Origin of the sequence: Paenibacillus sp. FSL K6-1558, from assembly GCF_038002565.1 — a bacterium.
Classification (GTDB): Bacteria; Bacillota; Bacilli; order Paenibacillales; family Paenibacillaceae; genus Paenibacillus; species Paenibacillus polysaccharolyticus.
Genome location: NZ_JBBOCV010000001.1, coordinates 708,803 through 732,138 on the forward strand (window position 1 = coordinate 708,803; position 23,336 = coordinate 732,138).

Here is a 23,336-nt window from a genome sequence, read left to right on the forward strand (position 1 = left end):
GAGACCTCCGTTATGTAAGCTATAGCCAACTAATCCTTAGTATTGCTAGTCCGGCTTGTAATCATGCGAAAAGCCAGCTGTTGATAATTTAAAACAAACCGCTATGTAATGAAACACTGGCCGGCTGAATTTTAGTTACAGAGAACCGTAACTCAAACTATGAAGTAAAACAAAATGTCAAAACGATAAAAAAAAGCCCGACACTTTATTGAATCAAGCATCGGTCTTTACTTAGTATTTATCCGTATCATGGATTTCGATTTGAAATTGATCTGAATACGATTTGAGGTTATCAGCAAGGAGGGTTAGCTCTCCGGAAATGCCTGATAGTTCATTGGCCGAACGCTGTTGCTCTACAGCACTGGCGGAAACTTCTTCGGACATGGCTGATGTTTCCTCAGTTGTGGAAGCAATGTAACTCAAATGTTGCTCCACCTCTTGGCGAATGGATTGCATATGGATTGTCCGATTTTCCAGACGTTGAGCAAGCTCATGCACTTCAGAGGATAACCGGCTTACCTGTTTGAAGCTTTGAAGACATTCAGCGATCTGTTCTTCCTGCTCCTTGGCAGCTAACATATTTGAATCCAGATGCGCTCCCATATGATGAATTTCTTGAACAAAAGAACTCAGTATCTCATCAATCTCCTGAATCGAACGTTCGGATTCTTGAGCGAGATGTCCCATCTCATTAGCAACAACTCCAAAGCCTTTACCTGCTTCACCAACACGGGCTGCTTCAATCGAAGCATTCAAAGATAAGATTTGAGTTTGTTTTAATATGTTGTGAATCTGTCCACTGATGGAAGAAGCAAGTTCCGAACGTGTCGTCAGCGACTTGGAAATATTCTGTTGATCCTCAACAAGTTTGGCGTTCTCACGGCCCTTTTCTAGCAGAACCTCATGTTGGCGTGTCACTTGTATTTGCAATGCAGATAACTGATCGGAAGTACGGGTGAACTGTTCCACATAAGAACCTACTTCATTCATAATACTGCCCAGATTTTCAGAATGCTGGACGGAGTGTTCTGTCTCTTCAGCTTGTTTCATGGAGCCTATGGCAATTTCTTCGATAGCTCTGGAAAGCTCTTCAGACTGACGCTGATTGGTAAGAGACGTTTTGGCAATATTTTTAGAAGACTGTTGCAGTGTAGCGGAGCCTTGTTGTATTCCCTTCATAATGTTCGTTAGTTGAACAACCATAGTATTAATTAGGTTACTGATGTCACCGAGTTGGTCGTTTGTCATCTGAGTGGATGCAACCCGGAGATTTCCGGAAGAGACCTGTTCCAGGCTTGACTTAATGTCAGATACTTGACGAAGGATCCCTCTTACGACAAGCCACATGATGATGAACGATAAAATTAAAACTACTGCAAAAATCGGGATAACTTTACCATACGTATTATTCAACGTTAATGCAGAAACGCCTTCAACTTCTGCTGCAGACTGGTCCATACCCAAATAACCAATAATCGTTCCTTGCGAATCTTTAATTGGTGTAAAAGAGGACATAAGCAGTCCCCAGACAGGATCTTCGACAATGCCAGTCGTTACAACTTCACCGCTTGCCAAACGTTCTAGAGTTTGAGAGTTCAGCTCAAACGCAGTCCCGTAAGGACTGTATTCCGGATCGTCCCAATCCGCGCCATCCACGGTGTAGACCCATCCATTCGGTGTTTTATTATACATATAAACATAAAGGGCCCCCGATTGAAGGCGAGCCTTAACAAGCTGTTCTCTAAGTGTTTTGTATTCAGAGCTTTCCTCCGAACCTGAAGTATATAACGAGTTGATTAATGCTGATTCCTTACCCATCTCAGTAGCGATGTTCACTGCAAGCTTCTGGTTGTTATGCTGCATTGTCATCAAGGATGAATTTTCACTGGAGTAGTTCGTTGCCCACAAAATCAGGCCGCCCATAGCCAGTAGTGGGACAAGGATGATCGAATATAGTTTTAATCTTAAATCCATTCTTTTGTTGCGCATGTGTTTCACGTTCTGTTCCCCCTCGGAAGTAAATAAAGCATAATTATTTATGAGCCTATACTATCTTATCGTAAACTTGAGGATTAGAATGTAGTCCAATGCTAAATTCAGTGTCATCTTGTCCGTTACTGGAAGATCAAATTACATATGTGATAAAGGCTAATATTTAAAAACGTTTTATCTCGTTTTATTTTGATTTACAAAGAATAAAGTTTTTGGGAAAATGGTTCTAAATCATAAAATGAAGTAGGGGAGAGCTTTCAATGCAGGTTCAGAAGGTTAATCATCATGAATTCTTCGAGCAAATATATGACCATACACCGATTGGAGTTGCTCTCATAGCTCCAGCGGGAAATTGGCTGAAAGTGAATCCTGCTTTTTGTCATATGACCGGTTTCACTTGGGGAGAACTGATAGAGCTCCGTTGCCAGGATTTAACGCATCCCGAGGATTCCTCGAAGGATCATGTTGAAGAAGCTGGACTTTTTGAGAACAAAGTAACAGAAAATATATATGAAAGGCGTTGCATTAAAAAGAATGGCGAAGAATTATGGTGTTCTTTTCATGTAACTCCCGTCAGCGACGACGTAACGTGTGAACTCCTTTATTTTATTTGCTTTATTGTAGATATCACTGATCGTATCCGATCTGAACGGAAACTTTCGCACAGTAAAGGCATTATTGAAAATGCCGAACGCTTGGCGAAGATTGGAAGCTGGGAGTGGGATGTAGTTCATGATCAGATCACCATTTCTGAACAGGTACTGGAAATCTTTGAACTTGAGCGCACAAACCCATATTATTGTGCAAAAGATATCTATAAGGTAATGAGTACTGCAGATGTTGCATCTTTGCGAGAAAAAATAAGAAACGTAGAACAAAGAGATCCATTTGTTTTTGAATTTAAATACGCTCGGTCCGAAGCTAGAGTAAAGTATATTCAATTACGTGGGTTAATCATTTATGACAAACATCAACAGCCCGTAGAGTTAAAAGGAGTACTTCAGGATATTACCGAACAGAAACAGATCGAATTCAGGCTTCAAGAAACCATCGAACGTTACACCTCGCTCAAAAAGTATAATCATGATGCTATTATTTCATTTGACATGAGTGGAAACATTATTAATGCTAATCCTGCATCCGTCAAGATGACAGGTTATGCAGTAAACGAAATGATTGGAAAAAGTATAGGGAGATTTATTGGGGCTAGTAATTTAGGCCTCATTCTGCGGAGTCACTATGGTTTGGCTGAGAAGAAAATGAACACTGTTTTGCACAAGGACGGCCGTGAAACGGAAGTATTGGTAACGCTTGCCCCAATTATTATTAATAATGTCAATGTCGGCTACTATTTAATAGCCAAGGACATAACGGAACAGAAAAAGCTTCTCATTGCCAAAGAAACAGCTGAAAGGATGAATCAGGCGAAAAGCGATTTTCTGGCGATGATGAGCCATGAAATACGGACACCTATGAATGGTGTGATCGGAATGACAGATCTTCTTCTAGATACCCCGGGACTGAGCCAGGAGCAAACAGAGTATATTCAGATTATTCAAAAAAGTGGAGATTCCTTACTTACTATTATCAATGATATCCTTGATTTTTCTAAGATCGAGTCAGGGAAAACCGATTTAGTGGTTGATCCATTCGATCTTCAAGAAATCGTGACAGAAACGGTGCAAATCGTGAAACCTTTGATCCGCGAAAAGAAGTTAGACATTCTTATTTGTTTGGATAAGACGCTGCCAATTCCGCTTTATGGTGATGCATCTCGTTTAAAGCAAGTACTGACTAACCTCATCGGTAATGCCGTGAAGTTCACTCTCGAAGGTAGCGTTGAAATTGAAGTACGGGTTAAAGAACAATGTGATGAGAACGTGTTTCTCGAGTTTAAAGTCAAAGATACGGGAGTGGGAATTCCAGTAGAGAAAAGGCAACAATTATTTGAGCCATTCTACCAATTGGATAACTTTATGACCCGCAAAACACAAGGAACGGGATTGGGACTGGCAATCAGCAAAAAATTGATAGAACTTATGCATGGAGATATATGGATTGAGGATGCAGATGAGCCTGGCACAACGTTTATATTTACAGCCTGCTTTAAAAAAAACAATAAGGAAGTCAGCCAGCGCTTAGATCTGTCCCCAAAAAAGAACAGAGACATCCCTCTCCATATTCTGATTGCAGAGGATAATGATATGAATCAGCTTGTCCTTAGTAAAATGATTGAAAAAAAGGGACACTTCGTAGATCATGTCGTGGACGGAAAAGAAGCGTTAGAAGCTGTCAAGAGAAATGCATACGATATAGTATTTATGGATGTGCAGATGCCAAAATTAAATGGATTTGAAGTGACCCAAGCGATCAAAGAGAATCTATCTCCTGAAGACTGTCCCTATATCGTTGCAGTGACTGCAAATGCTCTAAGAGGGGATAGGGATCGATGCTTGAAGGCAGGAATGGATGAATACATCAGTAAACCCATTAAAAGTGAAACTATTTATCAAGTGATGGAAATGTACTATACCAAGAAACAGATGAATCATTCGTAAATATTAAAGTTAATGTGAGAAAGCCCGTGGGAGAGAGAGGCCTCGAACGACGAAGTCAAAAAAATGTGGGTGAGCATGTCAATCCAGTATTAACAATACAACAACCCGCAAAAACCCGGAATGATAGACGGAGTCCCCAAAAGGGGACTCTTTTTATTTAGCCCTATTCGGAGTATTTAGATCTACTTCGATCGATTAAGATACAATGGATGGTTCTTTTCCGGGCTTTCGTGATTTAGTATTTTGTAAGTTGATCGACCTGCATATAATGGAATCTCAAGCTTTGAGAAGTCGGGGAGTCCATTCTCTAAAAAACATGTATCATCTCTATAGCGCTGAACAATTTCTCCTGCGATCCACTCATGGTCGCCAAAACTTGTAATGCTCAGCGTACGGCATTCATATGCAAAGTAGGCATCCGTGAGAACAGGTATATCGACTTGAAGTCCTTCTTCATACTCAATATTGAATTCCTTGAATTTATCCAAATCTCTTCCACTGTATGTTCCAACGGCTTGAATTATCTCTGAACAATGTGCAGGCAAAAAGTGTACACCGAATGCTCCGCTCTGCTCTATTAGTGTATAGGTATAGGTCTCTTTGCGAAGAGATATGCCATATATTCCTGGTGAAGAGCCGATGTACGTGTGCCATCCTGAAGCCATAATATTTTGTTTCCCCTCATGACGCGCAGTCACTATTGCAACCATTCCGGGGTATGAGTACCATGATTCGTCTTGGATCGGTTGTCGCATGAAAGTCACTCCTCGTAACCGTATTTTCAGAGCTAAACTTGAAAAGGCCACCCGTCTGATAAACAACAATCATATTATTGGGTATCGATATGAAAGATGCCAATCTCATTATAGTGATCCAGCTTGTAATCAATGGTTCCTAGGCTACAGTTCAACACGTCCATTTGCTTCACGATATTTTGCCGATGTTGCTGTAACATTTCTTTCCTCTGTTCACTAGTACTCGAACCTTCCAGACAGAGTAGCATGAATGCTTTTATATCCTCAAGTGGCATACCACTATCTCTCAGACAGCGTACTAATTCCAGCCAACATATATCCATCTCGGAATATTTACGGGTACCGTATTCTGTCTTTTTCAACAAAGGCATCAGACCTGTCCGATCATAGAACCGCAACGTGGAAGCAGGCAACTGGGTGCGTTCTGCAACTTGTTTAATCGTAAATTCCAAACAAATCTTCCTTTCAAAAAAAGGTTGAAGGTATTGACTTAAACCTAAGTTTAACTACTATCCTAAGATAGTACAATAGAGCGTTTTCATAAATAGCCTCTAGTCAAACCATTCTCAAAAAGGAGTGATTCAGTTGAAATACAGAAAGCTGGGTAGAAGTGGATTGAAAGTTAGTGAAATTGGATTAGGAAGCTGGTTGACCTATGGATCGGCCACTTCTGAGGAGGCAGCGCGGGCATGTATGCATAAAGCATACGAACTCGGTGTCAACTTTTTTGATACTTCGAATTCGTATGCAGGTGCTGAAGAGGTCATGGGAAGTACGTTGAAGTCGTATTCACGCAGTAGTTATGTCCTTGCTACAAAATTGTTTTTCCCGCAAGGATCGGGACCGAATGAACGTGGATTGTCCCGTAAACATATCGTCGAGCAGTGTGAGGCGAGCTTGAAACGATTGGGCACAGATTACATTGACCTATACCAATGTCATCGTTTTGATTCCGAAACTCCTGTTGAAGAGACGCTTCGAGCATTGGATGATCTGCAAGCGCAAGGTAAGATTTTATATGCAGGTGTCAGTGAATGGACGGCCGCACAGATTGCGGAAGCCTCCGGAATCAGCAAACGTCTGAACTTGCGTCCGTTAATTTCCAATCAGCCAATCTACAATATGTTTGAGCGATATATCGAGAGAGAAGGTGTGATTGAGCAATGCGAGCAGGAGGGACTTGGTCTCATTGTGTTCTCTCCATTAGCACAGGGTGTACTCACAGGCAAATACAAACCAGGACAGCAAATTCCAGAAGGCACACGGGCTGCGAATGATCAAACAAATGGTGTCATCAACAGTTATTTACGTGAGGATGTGCTCCAATGTACTGTACAACTATCGGAAATGGCTAACGAACTCGGGGCAACCTTATCTCAATTCGCATTAGCATGGATTCTCCGTCAACCAGCGGTAAGCTCTGCTATTATTGGCTCCAGCAGACCCGTTCAGATTGAGGAGAATCTCAAAGCAATTGAGCTTAAACTTACACCGGATATTATCTCGGAAACAGAAAAAATCCTGTCTTCCATCAGCCATTTTGCGCCGATGCGATAATAACGAAAAATGAATGGAGATATAGACTAACAGGTGGAGAAGCGCTCGTGTGACTTATATATACTGCAATGCACAAAAAAGGCCGTTATTATATAACGGCCTTTTTGTCCTATTTGAAAGGAAAGATGGTCTAACTACTCACTAAAAAAAATCTAAACTCAAGTTGATTAGACTAATCCACTTTATCAATCTCCAGCTTAACCATGACTCCGTTCTTCTTCAAATCTTTAACGATCTGCTTCGCATGTTCATTTAGCGGGTTATTGCCCAGATATACCTCGGTTAGATGAGGAACCGTTTCAAGCACAGCAATATCTTGAATAAGATTATCTTGCAGATAAAGATGTTGTAAAGTTGGATGGTTTTTTAATGGTGTCAGATCCTTAATAAGATTATTGTCCATACTAAGCCATTCAAGATTCATCTTCTGGAGTGGTCTTAAGTCTGATACTTGATTACCGCTGGCAAGCAAACTTGTAAGATTGCGTAAATTTTTTAGAGGTCCTAGATCTTTTATTTGGCTATCATTAATCAACAAACTTTCCAAATTGCGCAATCCTGAAATTGGAGATATATCTGTAATTTGATTCCCATCTAAAGCCAATAGGTTTATTTTTGTCAGCTTGGATAGGGGGTTTATATTTTTGATTTTATGGCCGGGTAGAACTAGTTCCCTTATGTTAACTGCATACTCAAGTCCTTGCAAACTTGAGATTTTTCTTTTTGCATCCAATGAATACAAGGATTTCATTTTTTTAAATCGGCTGCTTTCAGTTCATTTTTACCCGATAGCTTTAATTCTGTTCGAATGATTTGTGTTAAAACGGGATCTTTAACGACTGAAGCTGCCAAAGTTGTGGATGTCGGTAATATTAAAAGCATCAAACAAAATACGATTAAACGTTTTACGAATGGATTAGGCATAGTGCACTCCTTAAAATTAGGTTCTACATTCATTCTTCGATCTCTTTCTCTCCACTATGTATGACTATGTACGATTCATGATCCACTCCACTCCTTATATGATTTAATAATAAAGAATATACGATTTGGAGCTTAGTACATGGTTATATTGTCAAAATATTATACTAGTCCAGCGATGCAATCACTATGTTTATTTGCGGATTTTTTTGTCATTTTGTCCACCATATGTGTACAAAAAATAAAAAAGATGCTACATTGAAATCAGGAAAATTCCTTTTATAACAAGGTTTTAAAACAGAAATTTCTTGTCTCCTGTACGAGGACATACGTATATCGAGGAGGGAATAGAATGTCAAGTCAAGCATTGGATCAATTTTTAAGTTCGAACATCGAAGATCTAAAGTCTAAAGGTCTATATAACGTTATCGATACGCTACAGGGTGCAAATGGTCCGGTTATTCGAATCAACGGAAAGTCCCTAATCAATTTGTCTTCTAATAACTATTTGGGACTGGCAACAGATAATCGCCTGATTGATGCTTCAGTTAAGGCAGCTCAGACATACGGGGCAGGCGCAGGGGCTGTGAGAACCATTAATGGTACGATGGATCTTCATATTGAGCTTGAAGAAAAACTTGCCCTTTTCAAAAAAACGGAAGCCGTTATCGTGTATCAATCGGGATTTAACTGCAATATGGCCGCTATATCCGCGGTAATGGACCAGCATGATGCGATTTTATCAGATGAGCTGAATCACGCTTCGATTATTGATGGCTGCCGTCTGTCGAGAGCCAAGGTGATCCGCTATAAGCATTCGGATATGAATGATTTAAGGCAGCAGGCGAAAGAGGCCAAGGAATCCGGTCAGTACCATAAAATTATGGTCATTACCGACGGGGTTTTCTCCATGGATGGTGATATCGCAATTCTGCCCGAAATCGTGAAAATAGCAGAAGAATTCGATTTGATTACCTATGTGGATGATGCTCACGGTTCAGGCGTTCTCGGAGCAGGTGCTGGAACCGTGAAGCATTTTGGATTGTCCGACCGTATCGACTTTCAAATTGGCACTCTTTCCAAGGCGATCGGCGTTGTCGGCGGTTATGTCGCGGGTAAGAAACAACTGATTGAATGGTTGAAGCTGAGAAGCCGTCCGTTTTTGTTCTCAACATCGTTGCCTCCGGCTGTAATCGCTTCGTGTAGCGCTTCTGTCGACATTTTGATGAATGACAAAGAGCTGATTGAGAAGCTGTGGGAGAACGGCAATCATTTGAAAAATGGCTTGAGCCGGCTTGGATATGATGTAGGCCAAAGCGAAACACCGATCACACCTTGTATCATTGGCGATGAGGTAACCACTCAAAAATTCAGCAAACGGCTCTATGAAGAAGGCGTTTACGCCAAGGCAATCCTGTTCCCTACGGTTCCGAAAGGAACCGGAAGAATACGCAACATGCCGACAGCTGCCCATTCCAAGGAGATGCTGGATCAAGTGATCTCCGTTTACGAGAAAGTTGGCAAAGAAATGAAGCTGATTTAGTTGCACCTACGGGAGTCTATTTCGGGAGGAATGTCTTATGAAGAAGATATTGGTGACCGGAGCACTGGGCCAGATCGGTTCTGAGTTAGTTGTTAAATTACGTGAAATTTATGGTGCGGATCACGTCGTTGCTACGGATCTCAGGTCATCGTCCCACGAAATTACCCGATCCGGACCATTCGAACTGCTGGATGTGACAAATGAGAAGGCGATGTTTGAAATCGCCAAGCGGTACGAAGTAGATACCATCATGCATTTGGCTGCGCTACTGTCGGCTACGGCAGAGGAGAAGCCCCTGCTTGCCTGGAACTTGAATATGGGCGGACTGATGAATGCACTTGAAATATCCAGGGAGCTCGGTTGCCAATTTTTCACTCCAAGCTCCATTGGATCTTTTGGCCCTTCGACTCCCAAAGACAATACACCGCAGGATACGATCCAGAGGCCCAATACGATGTACGGTGTGAACAAGGTGTCCGGCGAACTGCTTTGTGATTATTATTTTTATAAGTACGGTCTGGATACGAGGGGGTTACGATTCCCCGGATTGATATCTTATATGACGCCTCCCGGTGGAGGAACGACGGATTACGCTGTGGAAATTTACTATGCAGCTGTGACGACGGGTCGGTATACATCTTATATCGCCAAAAACTCTAACATGGACATGATGTATATGCCGGATGCCCTAAACGCTATCATTGATTTAATGGAAGCGGATTCATGCCGATTGATACACCGAAACTCATTTAATGTCACCGCAATGAGCGTCGACCCAGAGGCGATCGCTGCCGCGATTCGGGAAGAGATTCCCGGATTCACCCTGGATTATGATGTTGATCCGAAGAGGCAAGCAATTGCCGATAGCTGGCCGCATTCCATTGATGCTACGGCGGCGAAAACAGAATGGGGATTTCATGCCCGCTACGACTTGAGGGCCATAACGAAGGATATGCTTTCACACCTAAGCGATAGACAAATGCTTCGCAAAGCTTAAAGTTATGTTGAATTCGCTGTGTAAAGCGAGTAGAAGTACAAAAGAAGCTACATCAAGAGGTTGGGCGTTACCAAGACCTTTTGTTGTAGCTTCTTTTTTTATCCTCCAGCCCAGTCGTTTCCTTAGTCGGATTCAATTATGCTCTTGATATTTTTAATTGTTGCAAAGTGCATTGCTTCATGGTAAATCAGAAAACTCAGTAATTGTTCTGCATTCGTAAAGCTAAGTCCTGTAGAAGACTTGTAATGAGGATTGATTTCTTCTTTCAATTTGCTTGAAAGTACCGATTCGACCCTTTCCATTTGTTCAGTTAACAAGTCGATTAATTGAGACAATGTCGGAGGCTCTGTATCCCAGTCAGACGGTTTAGTTCCTGGATCAAACAATTTACTAAAATTAGCAGGATATTTGGTTTCTTCACCAGTAAGCTGGAAAGCGAACTTCTCATGTATAACATACATGTGGCCGAGATTCCATTTTATATTGTTTTTCAAACCTGTTGGAATGATTTCGGATGCAGAGTCAGTTATATTCCTTACATAATCAACTGCCTGACGGCGAACAAATTTCAATTGATCTGCGACAAAATTGCTCATGATATTGACCTCCCATAAAATAAAGTCGCTAATGAAAACGTTAAAGAGAACACGTTTGTGTCAGTGACCAGAGTTGCTTTTAGAAACATAAGTTGAGACTCGTTGTGAAAGATTTGCCAACGTACGTTCAAAGAAAGATTCGTCATTAAGCGCTCTACTCAGAACCAATGCTCCTTGAATACTAGCAATTGTTTCCTCTGAAATTTGGTCAGCAGTCTCTTTAGAGATGCCTGTTTGAACTAGCGCCGCGCTTAAGGCTTCAATCCATCTTATAAAATATTGCTGTATTACAGTAGCGAATCGATCTCTTGTTCCGTCCAAAGCGAATGCACCAATAAGGCATATACGCTGTCCCGATTGAAAATAGGTATCGACCTCTTGCCACATATGATCAATGGCTGCCAGGGGTTCATTCTTTTCGAGCGGTTCAAAAATATTTTTGACAAACCATTGATCAATATGAGTAAGAATTTCAGCAACCATCTCATCTTTTCCACCTGGAAAGAAATAATATAAGCTTCCTTTAGATAGACGCGTACGGGCTGTAATTTTACTTAACGATGCACCTTCATAACCTAATTCACGGAATACCTCCGTAACGAGAGGGACGACGTCAGATTTTTCAAAAACAGTACGAGTCATAGGTTTAACTCACTTAGGCTCGGGTGTTCAGCAGGGCGTGTGCCGAGAGGCCAATGAAATTTTCGTTCCGATTCCTTGATCGGCATGTCATTAATCGAAGCAAATCTTCGCTTCATCAAGCCGTCATCAGCAAATTCCCAATTCTCGTTTCCATACGATCTGAACCAGTTACCGCTATCATCATGCCATTCATATGCGAATCTCACTGCAATACGGTTATCCGTAAATGACCAAAGCTCCTTAATAAGGCGGTATTCCAGTTCTTTGGCCCATTTTCTAGTTAGTAAAGAAACAATTTCTTGGCGGCCTGTGATAAACTCGCTCCGATTTCTCCAATAACAATCTTCAGTATACACAAGTGAGACACGCTGAGGGTCTCGGCTATTCCAGCTGTCTTCTGCCATACGAGTTTTTTGAATTGCTGTCTCAAGTGTGAATGGGGGAGTTAAATTATTCATTAGTTTTTCCTCACTTTCTAAACTGTTTGTGTCAGTATAAACCGATCGGTTTATAAAAGCAAGTTCATATCAAAATACTTTAGCAGACAAACGTGAAGATCTTTTGGTGGACCAAATAGCAGAATTGGTATGTTGTAAAAGAATAAAAATGGTACTTACTTGATCCCAAATTAAAATGCTAACATATTTCTTAGATTACGATGAGTTTGACTCTGATGAAAAATACAAAGGCAAACACTCGACTTCATGGTGAGTCTAAGCGTAGAAGAATTAGGGGGATTGATCTGATGCTAATCAGAGAAGCGAATATAAGAGACTATCCACAATTGAGACAAATTTATCTGGATTCCCGTCGTGAGAGTTTTCATTGGGTTAACACAGATGAAATGACACTTGATGATTTTGACAGGGACACATTGGAAGAACAAATCCTTCTTGCAGAGGAGAACGCCCATATTCTCGGATTTGCTTCATTGTATGTACCTAACCGATTTATTCATAATTTGTTTGTACACCCCACTGCTGCTGGCAAAGGTGTTGGCGATCTGTTACTCAAACGGGCTGTAGCCGAACTGGGAACGCCAGTCACATTAAAATGTGTTTCCGAGAATCAAATAGCATTGAATTTTTATAAGAAACGGGGTTGGAAAGCGGTTGTTGAGGAAGGAGAGCCTGGAGCGAAATATTGGGTTCTGATTTATGAGGTTCAGACTTAACATTAACGCAGGAGTGGTTACAATGGATATTCGTGTAGATGATTTGACCGGGGCACAAGTGATTGGGTTAATTGCAGAACATCTGCAAGGAATGGCAGATGACTCTCCACCAGAGAGCATTCATGCCCTTAATCTGGACGGTTTGAAGAAACCCGAAATTACATTCTGGTGCGCATGGGAGAATGAGGAGCTTCTTGGCTGTGGGGCTATTAAGGAATTAGACAAAGAGCATGCAGAACTCAAATCGATGCGGACTGCTAAAGATCATAAGCGTAAAGGTGTTACTAGACATATTCTTGCCCACATTATTGAAGAAGCTATCAACCGTGGATACAAAAGGATCAGTCTAGAGACTGGCTCCACGGATTCATTTATTCCAGCTCGCAAGTTGTATGAAAATTTTGGTTTCACGTATTGTGAGCCATTTGCAGATTATATCCCAGATGGGAATAGTACATTTATGACGAAGGAACTGTAGATCTTGTAAAGAAGAGGAGCCCTCATTCGAAGGGCTTCTCTTCTGTTATGTCTCCCCGTACGTAAGCATGGATCACTTTAATCATTGATTGGAATCCCCGCAGCTGTTAAATGTCCGTGAGTTAAAATTTTTCCAAATTGAGAGGCAAGTTCACTCGGAGTATACGAAAAATCATTTTTAACCCACCATATTACAATGCCCATAAAAGTAGATGCGATATATTGAAGTAATAATTCCTTTGAAATCTTCAGAGGGGTATGATCCAAGCCATCTTCCACAGTATTTTTTATAATCTCCTCCATTTTTGATTGAAAACCATAAATTCTGTTCTCATCCAGTAAGAATGCTTTGTAAAAGGGGATATTGTCCTTAATTTTCTCCAGTATGGTTTGCATCAGTTGTTCAAGCATAGAGCCACTTATACTAGATTTGCTACTCGAACAAAGCTTGAGTGTACTCTTTAACTCATCTAATAATTCGTCCATAGATACATTTAACAAATCGGGTTTGTTCTGATAATGAAGGTAAAATGTATTTCGGTTAATCATCGCCTTATCGGCTATATCTTGGATCGTAATCCCCTCGTATCCCTTCTCATTGAGAAGTTCTATAAATGCTTTTTTTATCGAATGTTTGGAGCGAATGATACGCAAATCGGTTTTTTTCTTCATCATGACCCGTTCCCTTAACTTTTTTTTGTTAGATATACGACATTTGAGTTGAAACTGTATTTTATCTCTCAAAATCAAAATTATTAAACATTGAAGACTAATCTTTTATTAATCATAATAAACAAAAGATAAATATACAACACGTTGTCCATTATTTATCTTGTTGATAATTAACTCTATTCGAAGGGAAGATATGAAATGAAAACGATAGCAATTGTTGGAGCAGGAGCAGGATTAGGGATGTCCATTGCAAAGAAATTCGGACAAAATGGCTTTCGGGTAGCCCTTATTGCGCGAAATGAAGAAAAGCTAAACCAACTGGTTATTGAATTAGAACAATTGGGAATCGAAGCGGCTTCATTTCAAGCGGACATATTAAATAAAGAACAAATTGAGATGGCATTTGCTGCTGTTAAAGAGAAGTACGGATTTATTGATGTTCTTGAGTACAGTCCAACGCCGAGCTTTGATTCCGTAGCGCCAACATTAGATGTAACTGAAGAAAATGCGTTATACCAATTTCAATATAATGTTTTAGGTGCTTTATCGAGCATTAAACAAGTACTTCCGGATATGCTGGATAAGCAAAGCGGTGCTCTGTTATTTACAACCGGAGGTGCTTCAGTCCACCCCGTTCCAAGGATGGGTAATGTCGGAATTGCAATCTCAGGACTTCGTAATTATATCTTTAATTTGAACAGCGAATTAGCGGACAAAGGAGTATATGCAGGGCATCTTTCGATCGGAATCTGGATGCAGCCGAATTCAGGCGTTCAGGATAAAATCGCTGATATTTGGTACGACATGTACACCAAAAGAGATAGAGTAGAAAAGTTTATAACTGAAGATAAAGTGTGAGTTGAATAATTTATTTTAAAGGAGATACAAGAGAAAAATATGAATATCACTGTTTTTGGTGCAAGTGGTGCAATTGGACAGCTTGTAACACAACTAGCTTTGGATCACGGAGATTTCGTTACGGCATATGTTAGAAACCCCCAAAAAAATCAGCCTCAAACATCCAAATTTGAGCCTTGTACAAGGGGATCTTTCGAATACTTCAACCATCGAGAAGGCCGTTGCCGAATCAGATGTTGTAATCAGCACATTGGGGCCAGCATCCGATATGTCACGAAAGCTTAAAGGCACGCCGATTGCTGACGGGCACGAACGGATCATTAAGACTATGAACAAACTTAACAAAAAAAGGCTCATTACACTTGCGACGCCGGCTTTGCAATCCGATGACGATAAGAAAAACATTTCCACGATACTTCCAGGTGTCTTAGCGAAAGTTTTCCTACCAAACGGTTATGCAGAAATGAAGAAACTGGAAGGAATGATTAAGGAATCCAAACTGAATTGGACAGTCGTTCGAATTATTAATCCCAATGTCAAATACAAAGGGCAATCTTATGATTATTCATTCGGTGATAAACCAGCTAAATTAGGTGTTTCCAGAGAAAATGTTGCTAAATTCATGTACTCTGCCGCTCGTGACAACCAATTGATTAGGAAAATGCCTATTATTTATAACAAATAAATTCAAATGTAGTATTCACCGATTAAGGTGGTTAGTGAGGGAGGATTCAAAATGAAAATCGAGATATGGTCGGATTATGTTTGTCCATTTTGTTATATTGGTAAACGACGATTAGAATCTGCACTGGAACAATTCGCTACTCCGAATGAAGTGTTTATTGAATATAAAAGCTTCGAACTTAATCCGCAAGCATCCATGTACTCAGGCAAAAGTATGCATCAAATACTTTCGGAGAAACATGGTATGAGTCTCGAACAAGCGAAAAAGGCACATGCTGAACTAGAACAACAAGCAGCAATGATGGGTCTCGTGTATAATATCGACCAAATAAAGCCCACCAATACGTTTGATGCGCATCGTTTAACCCAGTATGCCAAATCTGTGGGTAAAGATCAGGAATTAGCTGAGAAGCTGTTCTATTCTTATTACACGGACGCCAAGTTAATTAGTGATCATGATACTTTAGCCAGTATTGCAGAATCAGTTGGAATGAATAGGGACGAGTCAATGGCAATACTCCATGATCCCTCCAAATATGCTAGCGAAGTGCGTTCAGATGAAGCCACAGCAAAACAATTAGGTATAACAGGAGCGCCTTTCTTTGTCATTGATAGAAAATATGCAATATCCGGCGCACAACCAACAGAGTTATTCTTAAAAGCTCTTAACCAAGCATCTCAGGAACCCTTCGTATGATTTTAACGATTATAAGCAAGTTTTAGTGAACATTTTAACACAACATTTTGGTTTAACCTAACTAACAGGTTCAATGATGAATATAAATCTAACCGTACTCAATAAAATCAAGGAGGCAACTGATCTATGATTGGTTGCTTTTTTCATGCATTCGAACGGGCAAAAAAAACAGGTAGTTATCAGAATAAACTTAAATAAGCGAGTTAAAATGAAATAATAATTGCTTCTCAATCCTGTATGCGATATATTGCATATAAGAATAATTGTAATGAGGATGAAAACCATGCCAATTCCTAAAGATTTTGCCTTACCCGTCCGTATGTCTGCAAAAGAAAGAGCGTTTTCTCAGATTCAGCGATGGATTATTGATGGAACACTGCAACCAGGTGAAAAGCTGATTGATGCGGAAATGGCTGAATCGCTTGGAGTCAGCCGGACACCGATTCGGGAGGCATTTCAGTTACTCGAAGTTCAAGGCCTCGTGTCAATGCATCCAGGAAAAGAAACAAAAGTAACGAATATTGAGAAAAACGATATTTTTAAGATGTATTCAACAATGGCCGCTCTTCAGGCCTTGGCTGCTGAAATCACCGCTCAAATTATTATTCCAGAACAGATCGAGAAATTAAGATCTATTAATTTGGAATTTGCAAATTCCATTAAAAATGGTCAAGTGTATCAGGCCATGGAGGTGGATGAGCTATTTCATAATTATATTGTGGAGCTCTCAGATAATACTTATGTGGCCACATTTAATGCATCTCTTCAAATTCACATTAGGCGATTTAAATATGTGTTTTTAAAACAACCTATCACGGCTACACTAGCTTCAGTCGAAGAGCATGATTTGATTATTAAAGCTTTTGAAGGCAAAAATAGTGAGGATGCTCACGTACTAATGAAACAAAATTTTATCAGGCCGATGCAGGAACTGAACGAAATACTTTGAAATGAGGGAAGAAACATGGAGAATAAAAAAGATCTTCGTATTCGAAGTAAGGTAATCAGTGAAGGAGCTAACCGGGTACCAAACAGAGCAATGCTGCGTGCGGTTGGTTTTCAGGATGAAGATTTTAAAAAGCCAATGATCGGCATAGCGAGTACCTGGAGTGAGGTAACACCATGTAATATGCACATTAATGATTTAGCGGTACAAGCTAAGCAGGGCGCACGCGATAACGGCGGTGCTCCACTAATTTTTAATACGATTACCGTTTCGGATGGAATTTCTATGGGGCACGGCGGGATGTTGTTCTCGCTGCCAAGTCGGGAAGCTATCGCTGATTCGATTGAAATTGTAACCGGAGCCGAGCGTTTTGACGGCGTTGTTGCGATTGGTGGTTGTGACAAGAATACACCTGCATGTCTGATGGCTATTGGACGAATGAACATTCCTTCTGTCTATGTATATGGGGGAACCATTCAACCAGGTAATCTCGATGGAAAAAAAGTGGATATCGTTTCCGCTTTTGAAGCCGTTGGTCAATATCAAGATGGCAAAATAACAGATGAACAGCTACATAAGGTTGAATGTAGTGTTTGCCCAGGCCCAGGGGCTTGCGGGGGGATGTATACCGCTAATACGATGGCCGCAGCTGCAGAAGCCATGGGTATGTGTTTGCCAGGTTCTTCCTCGACATCAGCGATTTCAGCGGATAAAGCATTAGAATGCGAAGCAGCCGGTAAACAGGTCATCTCACTGCTTGAACAGGAAATCTATCCAAGAGACATTATGACGAAGAAAGCATTTGAGAATGCGATCACCGTTGTTATGGCTCTGGGAGGATCAACTAACGCATTTCTCCATCTGCTAGCGATTGCGCACTCGGTAGAAGTCGATTTAACCTTAGATGATTTTGAACGCATTCGCCTCCGTGTTCCTCATTTGGCGGATTTGAAGCCAAGCGGCCAATATGTGATGCAGGATTTGAATGATATCGGTGGCGTCTCAGGGGTAATGAAGCTATTGCTTGCTGAGGGATTACTACATGGGGATTGCCTCACCGTAACCGGTAAAACATTGGCGGAGAATTTAGCGGAAGCTGATCCACTTCCGAATGATCAAGAGATTATACGACCACTCGATAATCCGCTGAAACCTGATGGACCATTGGTTGTACTTCGAGGAAACCTCGCTCCCGAAGGTGCTGTTGCCAAAATGTCAGGCATGAAGATCCAGCAGTTCTCCGGCCCTACCAAGGTGTACGATAGCGAAGATGAAGCAACAATAGCGATTACGAATGATGAAATTAAAGAAGGCGATGTCGTGGTCATACGTTACTGTGGTCCGAAGGGCGGCCCAGGTATGCCAGAGATGCTTTCCGTTACAGCACTTATCGTAGGCAAAGGACTCGGCGGGAAAGTGGCTCTCATCACGGATGGTCGATTCTCGGGTGGCTCACACGGATTTGTAGTCGGACATGTATCACCTGAAGCACAAGTAGGCGGACCGATCGCGTTGCTCAAAAATGGGGATATTATCACCATTAACAGTGATATTCAGGAAATGAAGGTTGAAGTATCAGAAGAAGAATTAGCCGCTCGAGCGAAAGCGTGGGTACAACCTCCGCTGAAAGTAAAATCCGGTGTACTCGCCAAATATGCTAAATTAGTTTCTTCTGCTTCAAAAGGTGCAGTAACCGATTTGATGGAATAGACAACTTTCTATTGTTATGCTTATAGTAGGGTAGGAAGAAACTGCTACGACGAATACTTGAAGCGCAATAAACTAAAAAAGCACCAGCTTTAAAAATCAAGAATTCACCAGAAATGATGAAGAATACGTTTTGTAATGATTAAATTGTTAATCTCCCGTTATTTTCATGAACTGAAAATTAACGGGTTTTTATTTTATCTGGACAGATTCTTTTCTTGCGTCAAAATGACTTGATTCTCATTATTGATAATCTCGTTTAATTCACGCTATTATGTGAGATAAGAACAACCATTTTGTCGAATTGTAAACATATGAATAATACATAGATATGTGTTTCATTGAAAGTAACTGGTTAATTCCCAATTGAGATTACAGGAGGTTGTGCAGATGATGGGAGGGCTGTAATCCTGTTGACTGATAAATAAATTGGTATATAATAGATATTTAAAACAAAATAAGGATAGTGCATTCTTGGTATAAAATGTTGGTTGAACTTGGTATTAGAATTGGTGAACTGAAATAATTAGGTATGAATAAGAATGAAGTAGACAGAGTTATTCAATATTATGTTAATGAATATGAGAAGGGTACTAACTATTTTAACTTCTTATACAATTTATTTTCACGAATATCGAGTTAAGCCTTTGCCTTCCCTCTGTTTCCACTAAGTATTACAAAGATTCAATTAAATTGGATAAATCAAAATCCTCCTGAGTGGAGGTTTTTTTGATTGTGAAATTCAGATATCTATACTTATGTAAGGTTGGTTTTATCAACATATAAGAAGTTCTAGCCACCTTTCATCCAATCCATTTACATTACTACCAATAAGGCAGGAGACATATGATATAAGACCATCTGAAAAGTACGTTACGAATGATTATGAAGAGGAGAGCTGTGCAGAATGGAATTCAAATTTGGGAACGTTGCTATTGTTCTACCCCCTTTACAAATCACAATTATTGGGATCATCATTATACTCTTGTTAGTACGGTGGAGCAAACAATTAGAGACAAGACGTTTTACCGTATTCTTATACTTTTGGATCAGTACACTAGTTATACCAATCTATTCCTATGGTTCATCAGAAGGTGACTTTCAGCTATCGCTTCCCATTGGATTTTTATTGATTATATTATATCTATCAAACCGAGAGAGGTACCACCCGTCAAAAATGAAGGCGAGTCTTCTAGGGCTTTCCATAGCAATATACCAGCTAATTCTTCAATATGTTGGATAGCTACAATTGACGGGGGAGGAGGGATTACGAGTAGTAATTCGATGACTAATATGAAATACCCTAATAAAAAACGACGTATGCCTAGCTCTATCAAGGAGCGAAGTCATACGTCATTAGTCGGTAGAATGTGCAAGCTTTCATAATTTATTTTAAAACGTATTTTGTGATTGTTTTATCCATGTGAATATAAAATGTGTTTGCATCGTGAAAACGAATATCAGCTTGGTGAAAAAGAGCATCATCGATTTCAAGTGTGTTTTTTACTTTTAAGGTACGTGAATCGAAAATGTAGTAGATCGCCTTCTTCGGCTCTGGTTTAGTTGAATCATACCAAGCTTGTGATCGATCAGTGGTCCGAAGACAATACTCTGATCATTGAGTTGCTGTAGCAATCCTTGTGCAGGTAAATCATCAAACGTCTTGGTCGCAATCAATTGATTGTTAGCATTGTACAGACTAAGCTTATTTTATCTTGAATCAGATAGTTATTTTCTAAGGATATATAGAAAGAATCGTACATGTTATGCGCGTATGTTGTGATGTTTATGTATTAACATTAGATCACTGCAAGGAAATCATTACAGAAAGATGGAAGCGGTTTAGTAAGCGTGCCTTGAATGGTTCAGACACTTACATTTTTGTTGTTGCTTTATGCAAAATTCGATAACAATAGGAATGATCAAATATGGTGATACGAACGAAGATGTTACTAGCTATATCAAAGAGCTGAAAAAAATTATAGAGGGACTAAATCCCTTATTTATTTATGTTGAACAGAATGATCTTGAGCATTCCTTCAGAAAAGCGAGATATAAATGTGGATTAGCTAAACATTCAGCAGAAACAACAGCACTGCAAACTGTATCTCATTTATTACTTGCTGGTTTATAGAATATAAACTTGGAGATTTCTCATAGTTATTTTGAAGCACCCCAATATGTGTCCATTTAACCTGTTATAATGAAAATGAATTAGGCCTTTAGGTGGTGTACAAATGAATTACAAGAGTAATAAAGGATTTCGCTTATTAAATATTTACGAGCGTCTAAACAAGGGAGAAATGATCGATAAAGCTAACCTTGCTACAGACTTTGGAGTGACACAAAAGACAATACAGCGAGATATTGACGATTTACGAGCGTATTTGGCTGAGATGCACTATTCTGAAAGTGATGTATCTATCAGATATGATAGACGTAAAAATGTCTATTATTTAGTTCGTTTTGAGAGAGAATGGCTTGCAAATAGTGAAGTCATGGCGTTGTGTAAAATCTTACTTGAGAGCCGTGCATTCGCACGGGAAGAGCTAGATGCATTAATTGGAAAACTACTTAAACAAGTTGTACCAAACGACCGTAAACAAATTCAACAAGTAATTAGCAATGAGCAACACCATTATGTTCCTCTGAAGCACAACAAACCTTTGATAAAAACCATATGGAAACTATCATTGTTAATCAGTAAACGAAAGATTATAAAGTTTAACTATACCCGTCAAGATGGCAGTTCGAAAACTAGATTTGTCAAACCTTTGGCCATTATGTTTTCAGAATATTACTTTTATTTAATTGCTTATATGGAAGATGGCAATAATGAGTTTCCAAAAACATTTCGTGTAGACCGAATTTCAGGTTTAGCGGAAACAAAACGTCATTTTAATCTTCCTTACAGAGATAAATTTAATGAGGGAGAGTTTCGTAAGCGAGTACAATTTATGTATTCAGGTGAATTAATGAAAATTGTATTTAATTTCTCAGGTCCTTCATTAGAGGCCGTACTTGATAGACTCCCTACAGCAGAAATCATCTCAGAAAACAATGGTATTTACACCATTCAAGCTGAAGTTTACGGTACAGGAATCGATATGTGGCTCCGAAGCCAAGGCCAGTATATCCAAGTTTTAGAAGAGCGAAAGGGAGATGGAAATGGAAGATAAAACAGTTCGATTAATGTACAGTCTAACAGCTAATCCAATTTTGCAAGAAATGAAAATTCATAATCAGAAGCAGTATGGAGTTACTCAGGAGTATAACAGTGTAAATCGAAATAAATTATGGGATTCAGCATCTGCAAAAGGTAAATTTAAGCAATCTACTTTTAAGGATCGGAAAATCTACGATGACCCAATAAGCGGACAGCAATTGCATTTCTCACAAAAAGCAGCTCAACGTAGGTTTCGCATGAAAAATGAAGCAGGAGAGAATATTTCATCAGCTTGGGCGAGACATTCTGCTGAGGTTGATCATGTCGTTTCCTTAAAAGAAATACATAATCGTGTCAAATATAACCCATTCTTTAGCGATAAAGATATGAAGGAAATCGCAAATCAAAAGAGTAATTTCAGGGTCACTTCCAAGTCATTGAATACATCTAAAGGTAGTAAAAGTGATTTTGAATTGGCATTCGCGCCTGACAGTAAGAGTTCAACCCCAGGGAGAGTCAAGCTAATACAAGGTAAGGTCGTTGCGGAGGCCAAAGTCAATACGGATATTTTGTCTAGATCTATGAAAAATGCTGGAGCAGACTTTACAGAAGGAGCACTATTTTCACTGCAATCCTCTGCTGTCCCATTAGTAGTTGAAGGTGTGGGTAACTTGTACAAAGTTGCCTTAGGAGAGAAAAAGTTTGAAGATGCTGCCAAAGATATGGGGAATCTAACTCTATCTGTTGCAACTACAGGGGGCACAATACGAGTTGTTTCTACAGGAGTGACACATTTACTTGAAAATAGTGGAAAAGAAGCAATTCGTAAACTAGCAAATTCAAATCAAGTGATGCAGGTAATTACTATCTCTCTAATGCTAAAAGATTCAATTTTCAAATATGTAAAGGGAGAAATAGATGGAAAACAATTTTTCGAGGAAGTCGGAGAGAAGGGAGTAGGAATGCTTGCAGGAACTATCGGAGCAATAGCAGGTCAAGCACTTATTCCAATTCCGGTTGTTGGTGCGGCTCTTGGATCATTGATCATTTCAACGGTATGCATGGATCTTTATCACTCATACCGTAATGTGGATGAATATAAACAGCTTGAGCAGGCATCAGCTAAGATTGCATCTGAAGCTTTGCAGGAGATGGACAGACAACAAGCCGTATTAAAACAGCTAATTCAAGAAGAATATGCCGAGTGGAATGCACATTTTATTAAAGGATATAACATGATATTTAATGGATCTGTATCAGATTCACCAGAACAAATCAACGAAGGTTTAAGTACAATTCTCTCTGTTTTCTCAAAGAATGTCTCTTTTGAAAATCAAAAGGCATTTGATGATATGTTCTTTGATAACAATTCAGTATTCAAAATGTAGGCTAGG

24 protein-coding genes and 1 pseudogene are annotated in these 23,336 nt (G+C 39.9%); 15 read left to right on the forward strand and 10 right to left on the reverse strand.

From position 1 onward, the window contains the following. Window positions 1–231 precede the first annotated feature (231 nt). Entirely contained in the window at window positions 232–1,989 is a 1,758-nt protein-coding gene (locus MHI38_RS02825; RefSeq protein ID WP_341181898.1) for a methyl-accepting chemotaxis protein, read from the reverse strand. Window positions 1,990–2,252: 263 nt separating this feature from the next. Here MHI38_RS02825 and MHI38_RS02830 point away from each other — a divergent pair, with 263 nt between their 5' ends. Beyond that, window positions 2,253–4,550: a PAS domain S-box protein gene (locus MHI38_RS02830; RefSeq protein ID WP_154888719.1), complete on the forward strand. Its 2,298-nt coding sequence runs from the start codon at window positions 2,253–2,255 to the stop codon at window positions 4,548–4,550. Between the two features lie 182 nt (window positions 4,551–4,732). Here MHI38_RS02830 and MHI38_RS02835 read toward each other — a convergent pair whose 3' ends face one another. Both MHI38_RS02835 and MHI38_RS02840 read right to left on the reverse strand, forming a co-directional pair. Next, on the reverse strand, window positions 4,733–5,305 hold the full coding sequence (locus MHI38_RS02835; RefSeq protein ID WP_154888717.1) for a flavin reductase family protein: 573 nt from the start codon (window positions 5,303–5,305) through the stop codon (window positions 4,733–4,735). Between the two features lie 74 nt (window positions 5,306–5,379). Next, window positions 5,380–5,757: a MerR family transcriptional regulator gene (locus MHI38_RS02840; RefSeq protein ID WP_154888714.1), complete on the reverse strand. Its 378-nt coding sequence runs from the start codon at window positions 5,755–5,757 to the stop codon at window positions 5,380–5,382. Between the two features lie 133 nt (window positions 5,758–5,890). Between MHI38_RS02840 and MHI38_RS02845 the strand changes: the two genes are divergently transcribed. Next, window positions 5,891–6,862: an aldo/keto reductase family protein gene (locus MHI38_RS02845; protein ID WP_308721745.1), complete on the forward strand. Its 972-nt coding sequence runs from the start codon at window positions 5,891–5,893 to the stop codon at window positions 6,860–6,862. Window positions 6,863–7,034: 172 nt separating this feature from the next. On the opposite strand, the gene MHI38_RS02850 is transcribed toward MHI38_RS02845, so the two are convergent. Continuing rightward, window positions 7,035–7,595, reverse strand: a complete 561-nt coding sequence (locus tag MHI38_RS02850) for a leucine-rich repeat domain-containing protein (protein WP_186809641.1) — start codon at window positions 7,593–7,595, stop codon at window positions 7,035–7,037. Between the two features lie 14 nt (window positions 7,596–7,609). Beyond that, window positions 7,610–7,819: a hypothetical protein gene (locus MHI38_RS02855; RefSeq protein ID WP_154888710.1), complete on the reverse strand. Its 210-nt coding sequence runs from the start codon at window positions 7,817–7,819 to the stop codon at window positions 7,610–7,612. A gap of 316 nt (window positions 7,820–8,135) precedes the next feature. Between MHI38_RS02855 and MHI38_RS02860 the strand changes: the two genes are divergently transcribed. Both MHI38_RS02860 and MHI38_RS02865 read left to right on the forward strand, forming a co-directional pair. After that, window positions 8,136–9,326, forward strand: a complete 1,191-nt coding sequence (locus MHI38_RS02860; protein ID WP_154888708.1) for a glycine C-acetyltransferase — start codon at window positions 8,136–8,138, stop codon at window positions 9,324–9,326. A gap of 37 nt (window positions 9,327–9,363) precedes the next feature. Beyond that, on the forward strand, window positions 9,364–10,323 hold the full coding sequence (locus tag MHI38_RS02865) for an L-threonine 3-dehydrogenase (RefSeq protein WP_154888706.1): 960 nt from the start codon (window positions 9,364–9,366) through the stop codon (window positions 10,321–10,323). 122 nt (window positions 10,324–10,445) lie between these two features. On the opposite strand, the gene MHI38_RS02870 is transcribed toward MHI38_RS02865, so the two are convergent. The 3 genes from MHI38_RS02870 to MHI38_RS02880 are packed head-to-tail and all read right to left on the reverse strand — an operon-like array spanning window position 10,446 to window position 12,019. Then, the gene (locus tag MHI38_RS02870; protein ID WP_154888704.1) at window positions 10,446–10,919 is read right to left on the reverse strand and encodes a DinB family protein; all 474 of its coding nucleotides are present in this window, start codon (window positions 10,917–10,919) and stop codon (window positions 10,446–10,448) included. Between the two features lie 60 nt (window positions 10,920–10,979). Continuing rightward, a complete protein-coding gene (locus MHI38_RS02875; RefSeq protein WP_154888702.1) occupies window positions 10,980–11,561 on the reverse strand; it encodes an LmrA/YxaF family transcription factor in 582 nt (193 codons plus the stop codon). Next, a complete protein-coding gene (locus MHI38_RS02880; RefSeq protein WP_154888700.1) occupies window positions 11,558–12,019 on the reverse strand; it encodes a nuclear transport factor 2 family protein in 462 nt (153 codons plus the stop codon). Before MHI38_RS02880 ends, MHI38_RS02875 begins: the two co-directional genes overlap by 4 nt. A gap of 287 nt (window positions 12,020–12,306) precedes the next feature. Between MHI38_RS02880 and MHI38_RS02885 the strand changes: the two genes are divergently transcribed. Further along, window positions 12,307–12,735 (forward strand): GNAT family N-acetyltransferase, encoded by a 429-nt coding sequence (locus MHI38_RS02885; RefSeq protein ID WP_154888698.1) that lies wholly within the window; start codon window positions 12,307–12,309, stop codon window positions 12,733–12,735. 22 nt (window positions 12,736–12,757) lie between these two features. Continuing rightward, window positions 12,758–13,213 carry a GNAT family N-acetyltransferase gene (locus tag MHI38_RS02890; protein WP_154888696.1) on the forward strand — a complete coding sequence of 152 codons (456 nt, stop codon included), beginning with the start codon at window positions 12,758–12,760 and terminating at the stop codon, window positions 13,211–13,213. A gap of 77 nt (window positions 13,214–13,290) precedes the next feature. Here the strand turns inward: MHI38_RS02890 and MHI38_RS02895 are convergent, their stop codons facing one another. Continuing rightward, window positions 13,291–13,887 carry a TetR/AcrR family transcriptional regulator gene (locus MHI38_RS02895; RefSeq protein ID WP_261769257.1) on the reverse strand — a complete coding sequence of 199 codons (597 nt, stop codon included), beginning with the start codon at window positions 13,885–13,887 and terminating at the stop codon, window positions 13,291–13,293. A 195-nt stretch (window positions 13,888–14,082) separates the two neighbouring features. On the opposite strand from MHI38_RS02895, the gene MHI38_RS02900 reads away from it, so the two are divergent. The 6 genes and pseudogenes from MHI38_RS02900 to ilvD all read left to right on the forward strand — a co-directional run bounded on the left by MHI38_RS02900 (window position 14,083) and on the right by ilvD (window position 18,779). Then, window positions 14,083–14,742, forward strand: coding sequence for an SDR family NAD(P)-dependent oxidoreductase (locus MHI38_RS02900; protein WP_154888694.1), 660 nt, complete (start codon window positions 14,083–14,085; stop codon window positions 14,740–14,742). Between the two features lie 39 nt (window positions 14,743–14,781). Next, a pseudogene (locus tag MHI38_RS02905) lies at window positions 14,782–14,850 on the forward strand (oxidoreductase); the annotation flags it as partial. Between the two features lie 19 nt (window positions 14,851–14,869). After that, window positions 14,870–15,427: an NAD(P)H-binding protein gene (locus MHI38_RS02910; protein ID WP_261769256.1), complete on the forward strand. Its 558-nt coding sequence runs from the start codon at window positions 14,870–14,872 to the stop codon at window positions 15,425–15,427. A gap of 51 nt (window positions 15,428–15,478) precedes the next feature. Next, on the forward strand, window positions 15,479–16,123 hold the full coding sequence (locus MHI38_RS02915; RefSeq protein ID WP_154888692.1) for a DsbA family protein: 645 nt from the start codon (window positions 15,479–15,481) through the stop codon (window positions 16,121–16,123). Between the two features lie 283 nt (window positions 16,124–16,406). Continuing rightward, on the forward strand, window positions 16,407–17,072 hold the full coding sequence (locus MHI38_RS02920; protein WP_154888690.1) for an FCD domain-containing protein: 666 nt from the start codon (window positions 16,407–16,409) through the stop codon (window positions 17,070–17,072). A 15-nt stretch (window positions 17,073–17,087) separates the two neighbouring features. Further along, on the forward strand, window positions 17,088–18,779 hold the full coding sequence (ilvD, locus tag MHI38_RS02925; RefSeq protein ID WP_090916349.1) for a dihydroxy-acid dehydratase: 1,692 nt from the start codon (window positions 17,088–17,090) through the stop codon (window positions 18,777–18,779). A 1,506-nt stretch (window positions 18,780–20,285) separates the two neighbouring features. Here the strand turns inward: ilvD and MHI38_RS02930 are convergent. Continuing rightward, complete coding sequence (locus tag MHI38_RS02930; RefSeq protein WP_186809640.1) at window positions 20,286–20,453, reverse strand: hypothetical protein; 168 nt, start codon at window positions 20,451–20,453, stop codon at window positions 20,286–20,288. 217 nt (window positions 20,454–20,670) lie between these two features. Between MHI38_RS02930 and MHI38_RS02935 the strand changes: the two genes are divergently transcribed. From MHI38_RS02935 to MHI38_RS02945, 3 genes are all read left to right on the forward strand, one after another. Beyond that, window positions 20,671–20,910 carry a hypothetical protein gene (locus tag MHI38_RS02935; protein WP_186809639.1) on the forward strand — a complete coding sequence of 80 codons (240 nt, stop codon included), beginning with the start codon at window positions 20,671–20,673 and terminating at the stop codon, window positions 20,908–20,910. A gap of 103 nt (window positions 20,911–21,013) precedes the next feature. Further along, window positions 21,014–21,955, forward strand: a complete 942-nt coding sequence (locus MHI38_RS02940; RefSeq protein ID WP_145414274.1) for a helix-turn-helix transcriptional regulator — start codon at window positions 21,014–21,016, stop codon at window positions 21,953–21,955. Beyond that, the gene (locus MHI38_RS02945) at window positions 21,945–23,330 is read left to right on the forward strand and encodes a hypothetical protein (protein ID WP_090916357.1); all 1,386 of its coding nucleotides are present in this window, start codon (window positions 21,945–21,947) and stop codon (window positions 23,328–23,330) included. The genes MHI38_RS02940 and MHI38_RS02945 overlap by 11 nt, the downstream gene beginning before the upstream one ends. The last annotated feature ends 6 nt before the right edge of the window (window positions 23,331–23,336 follow it).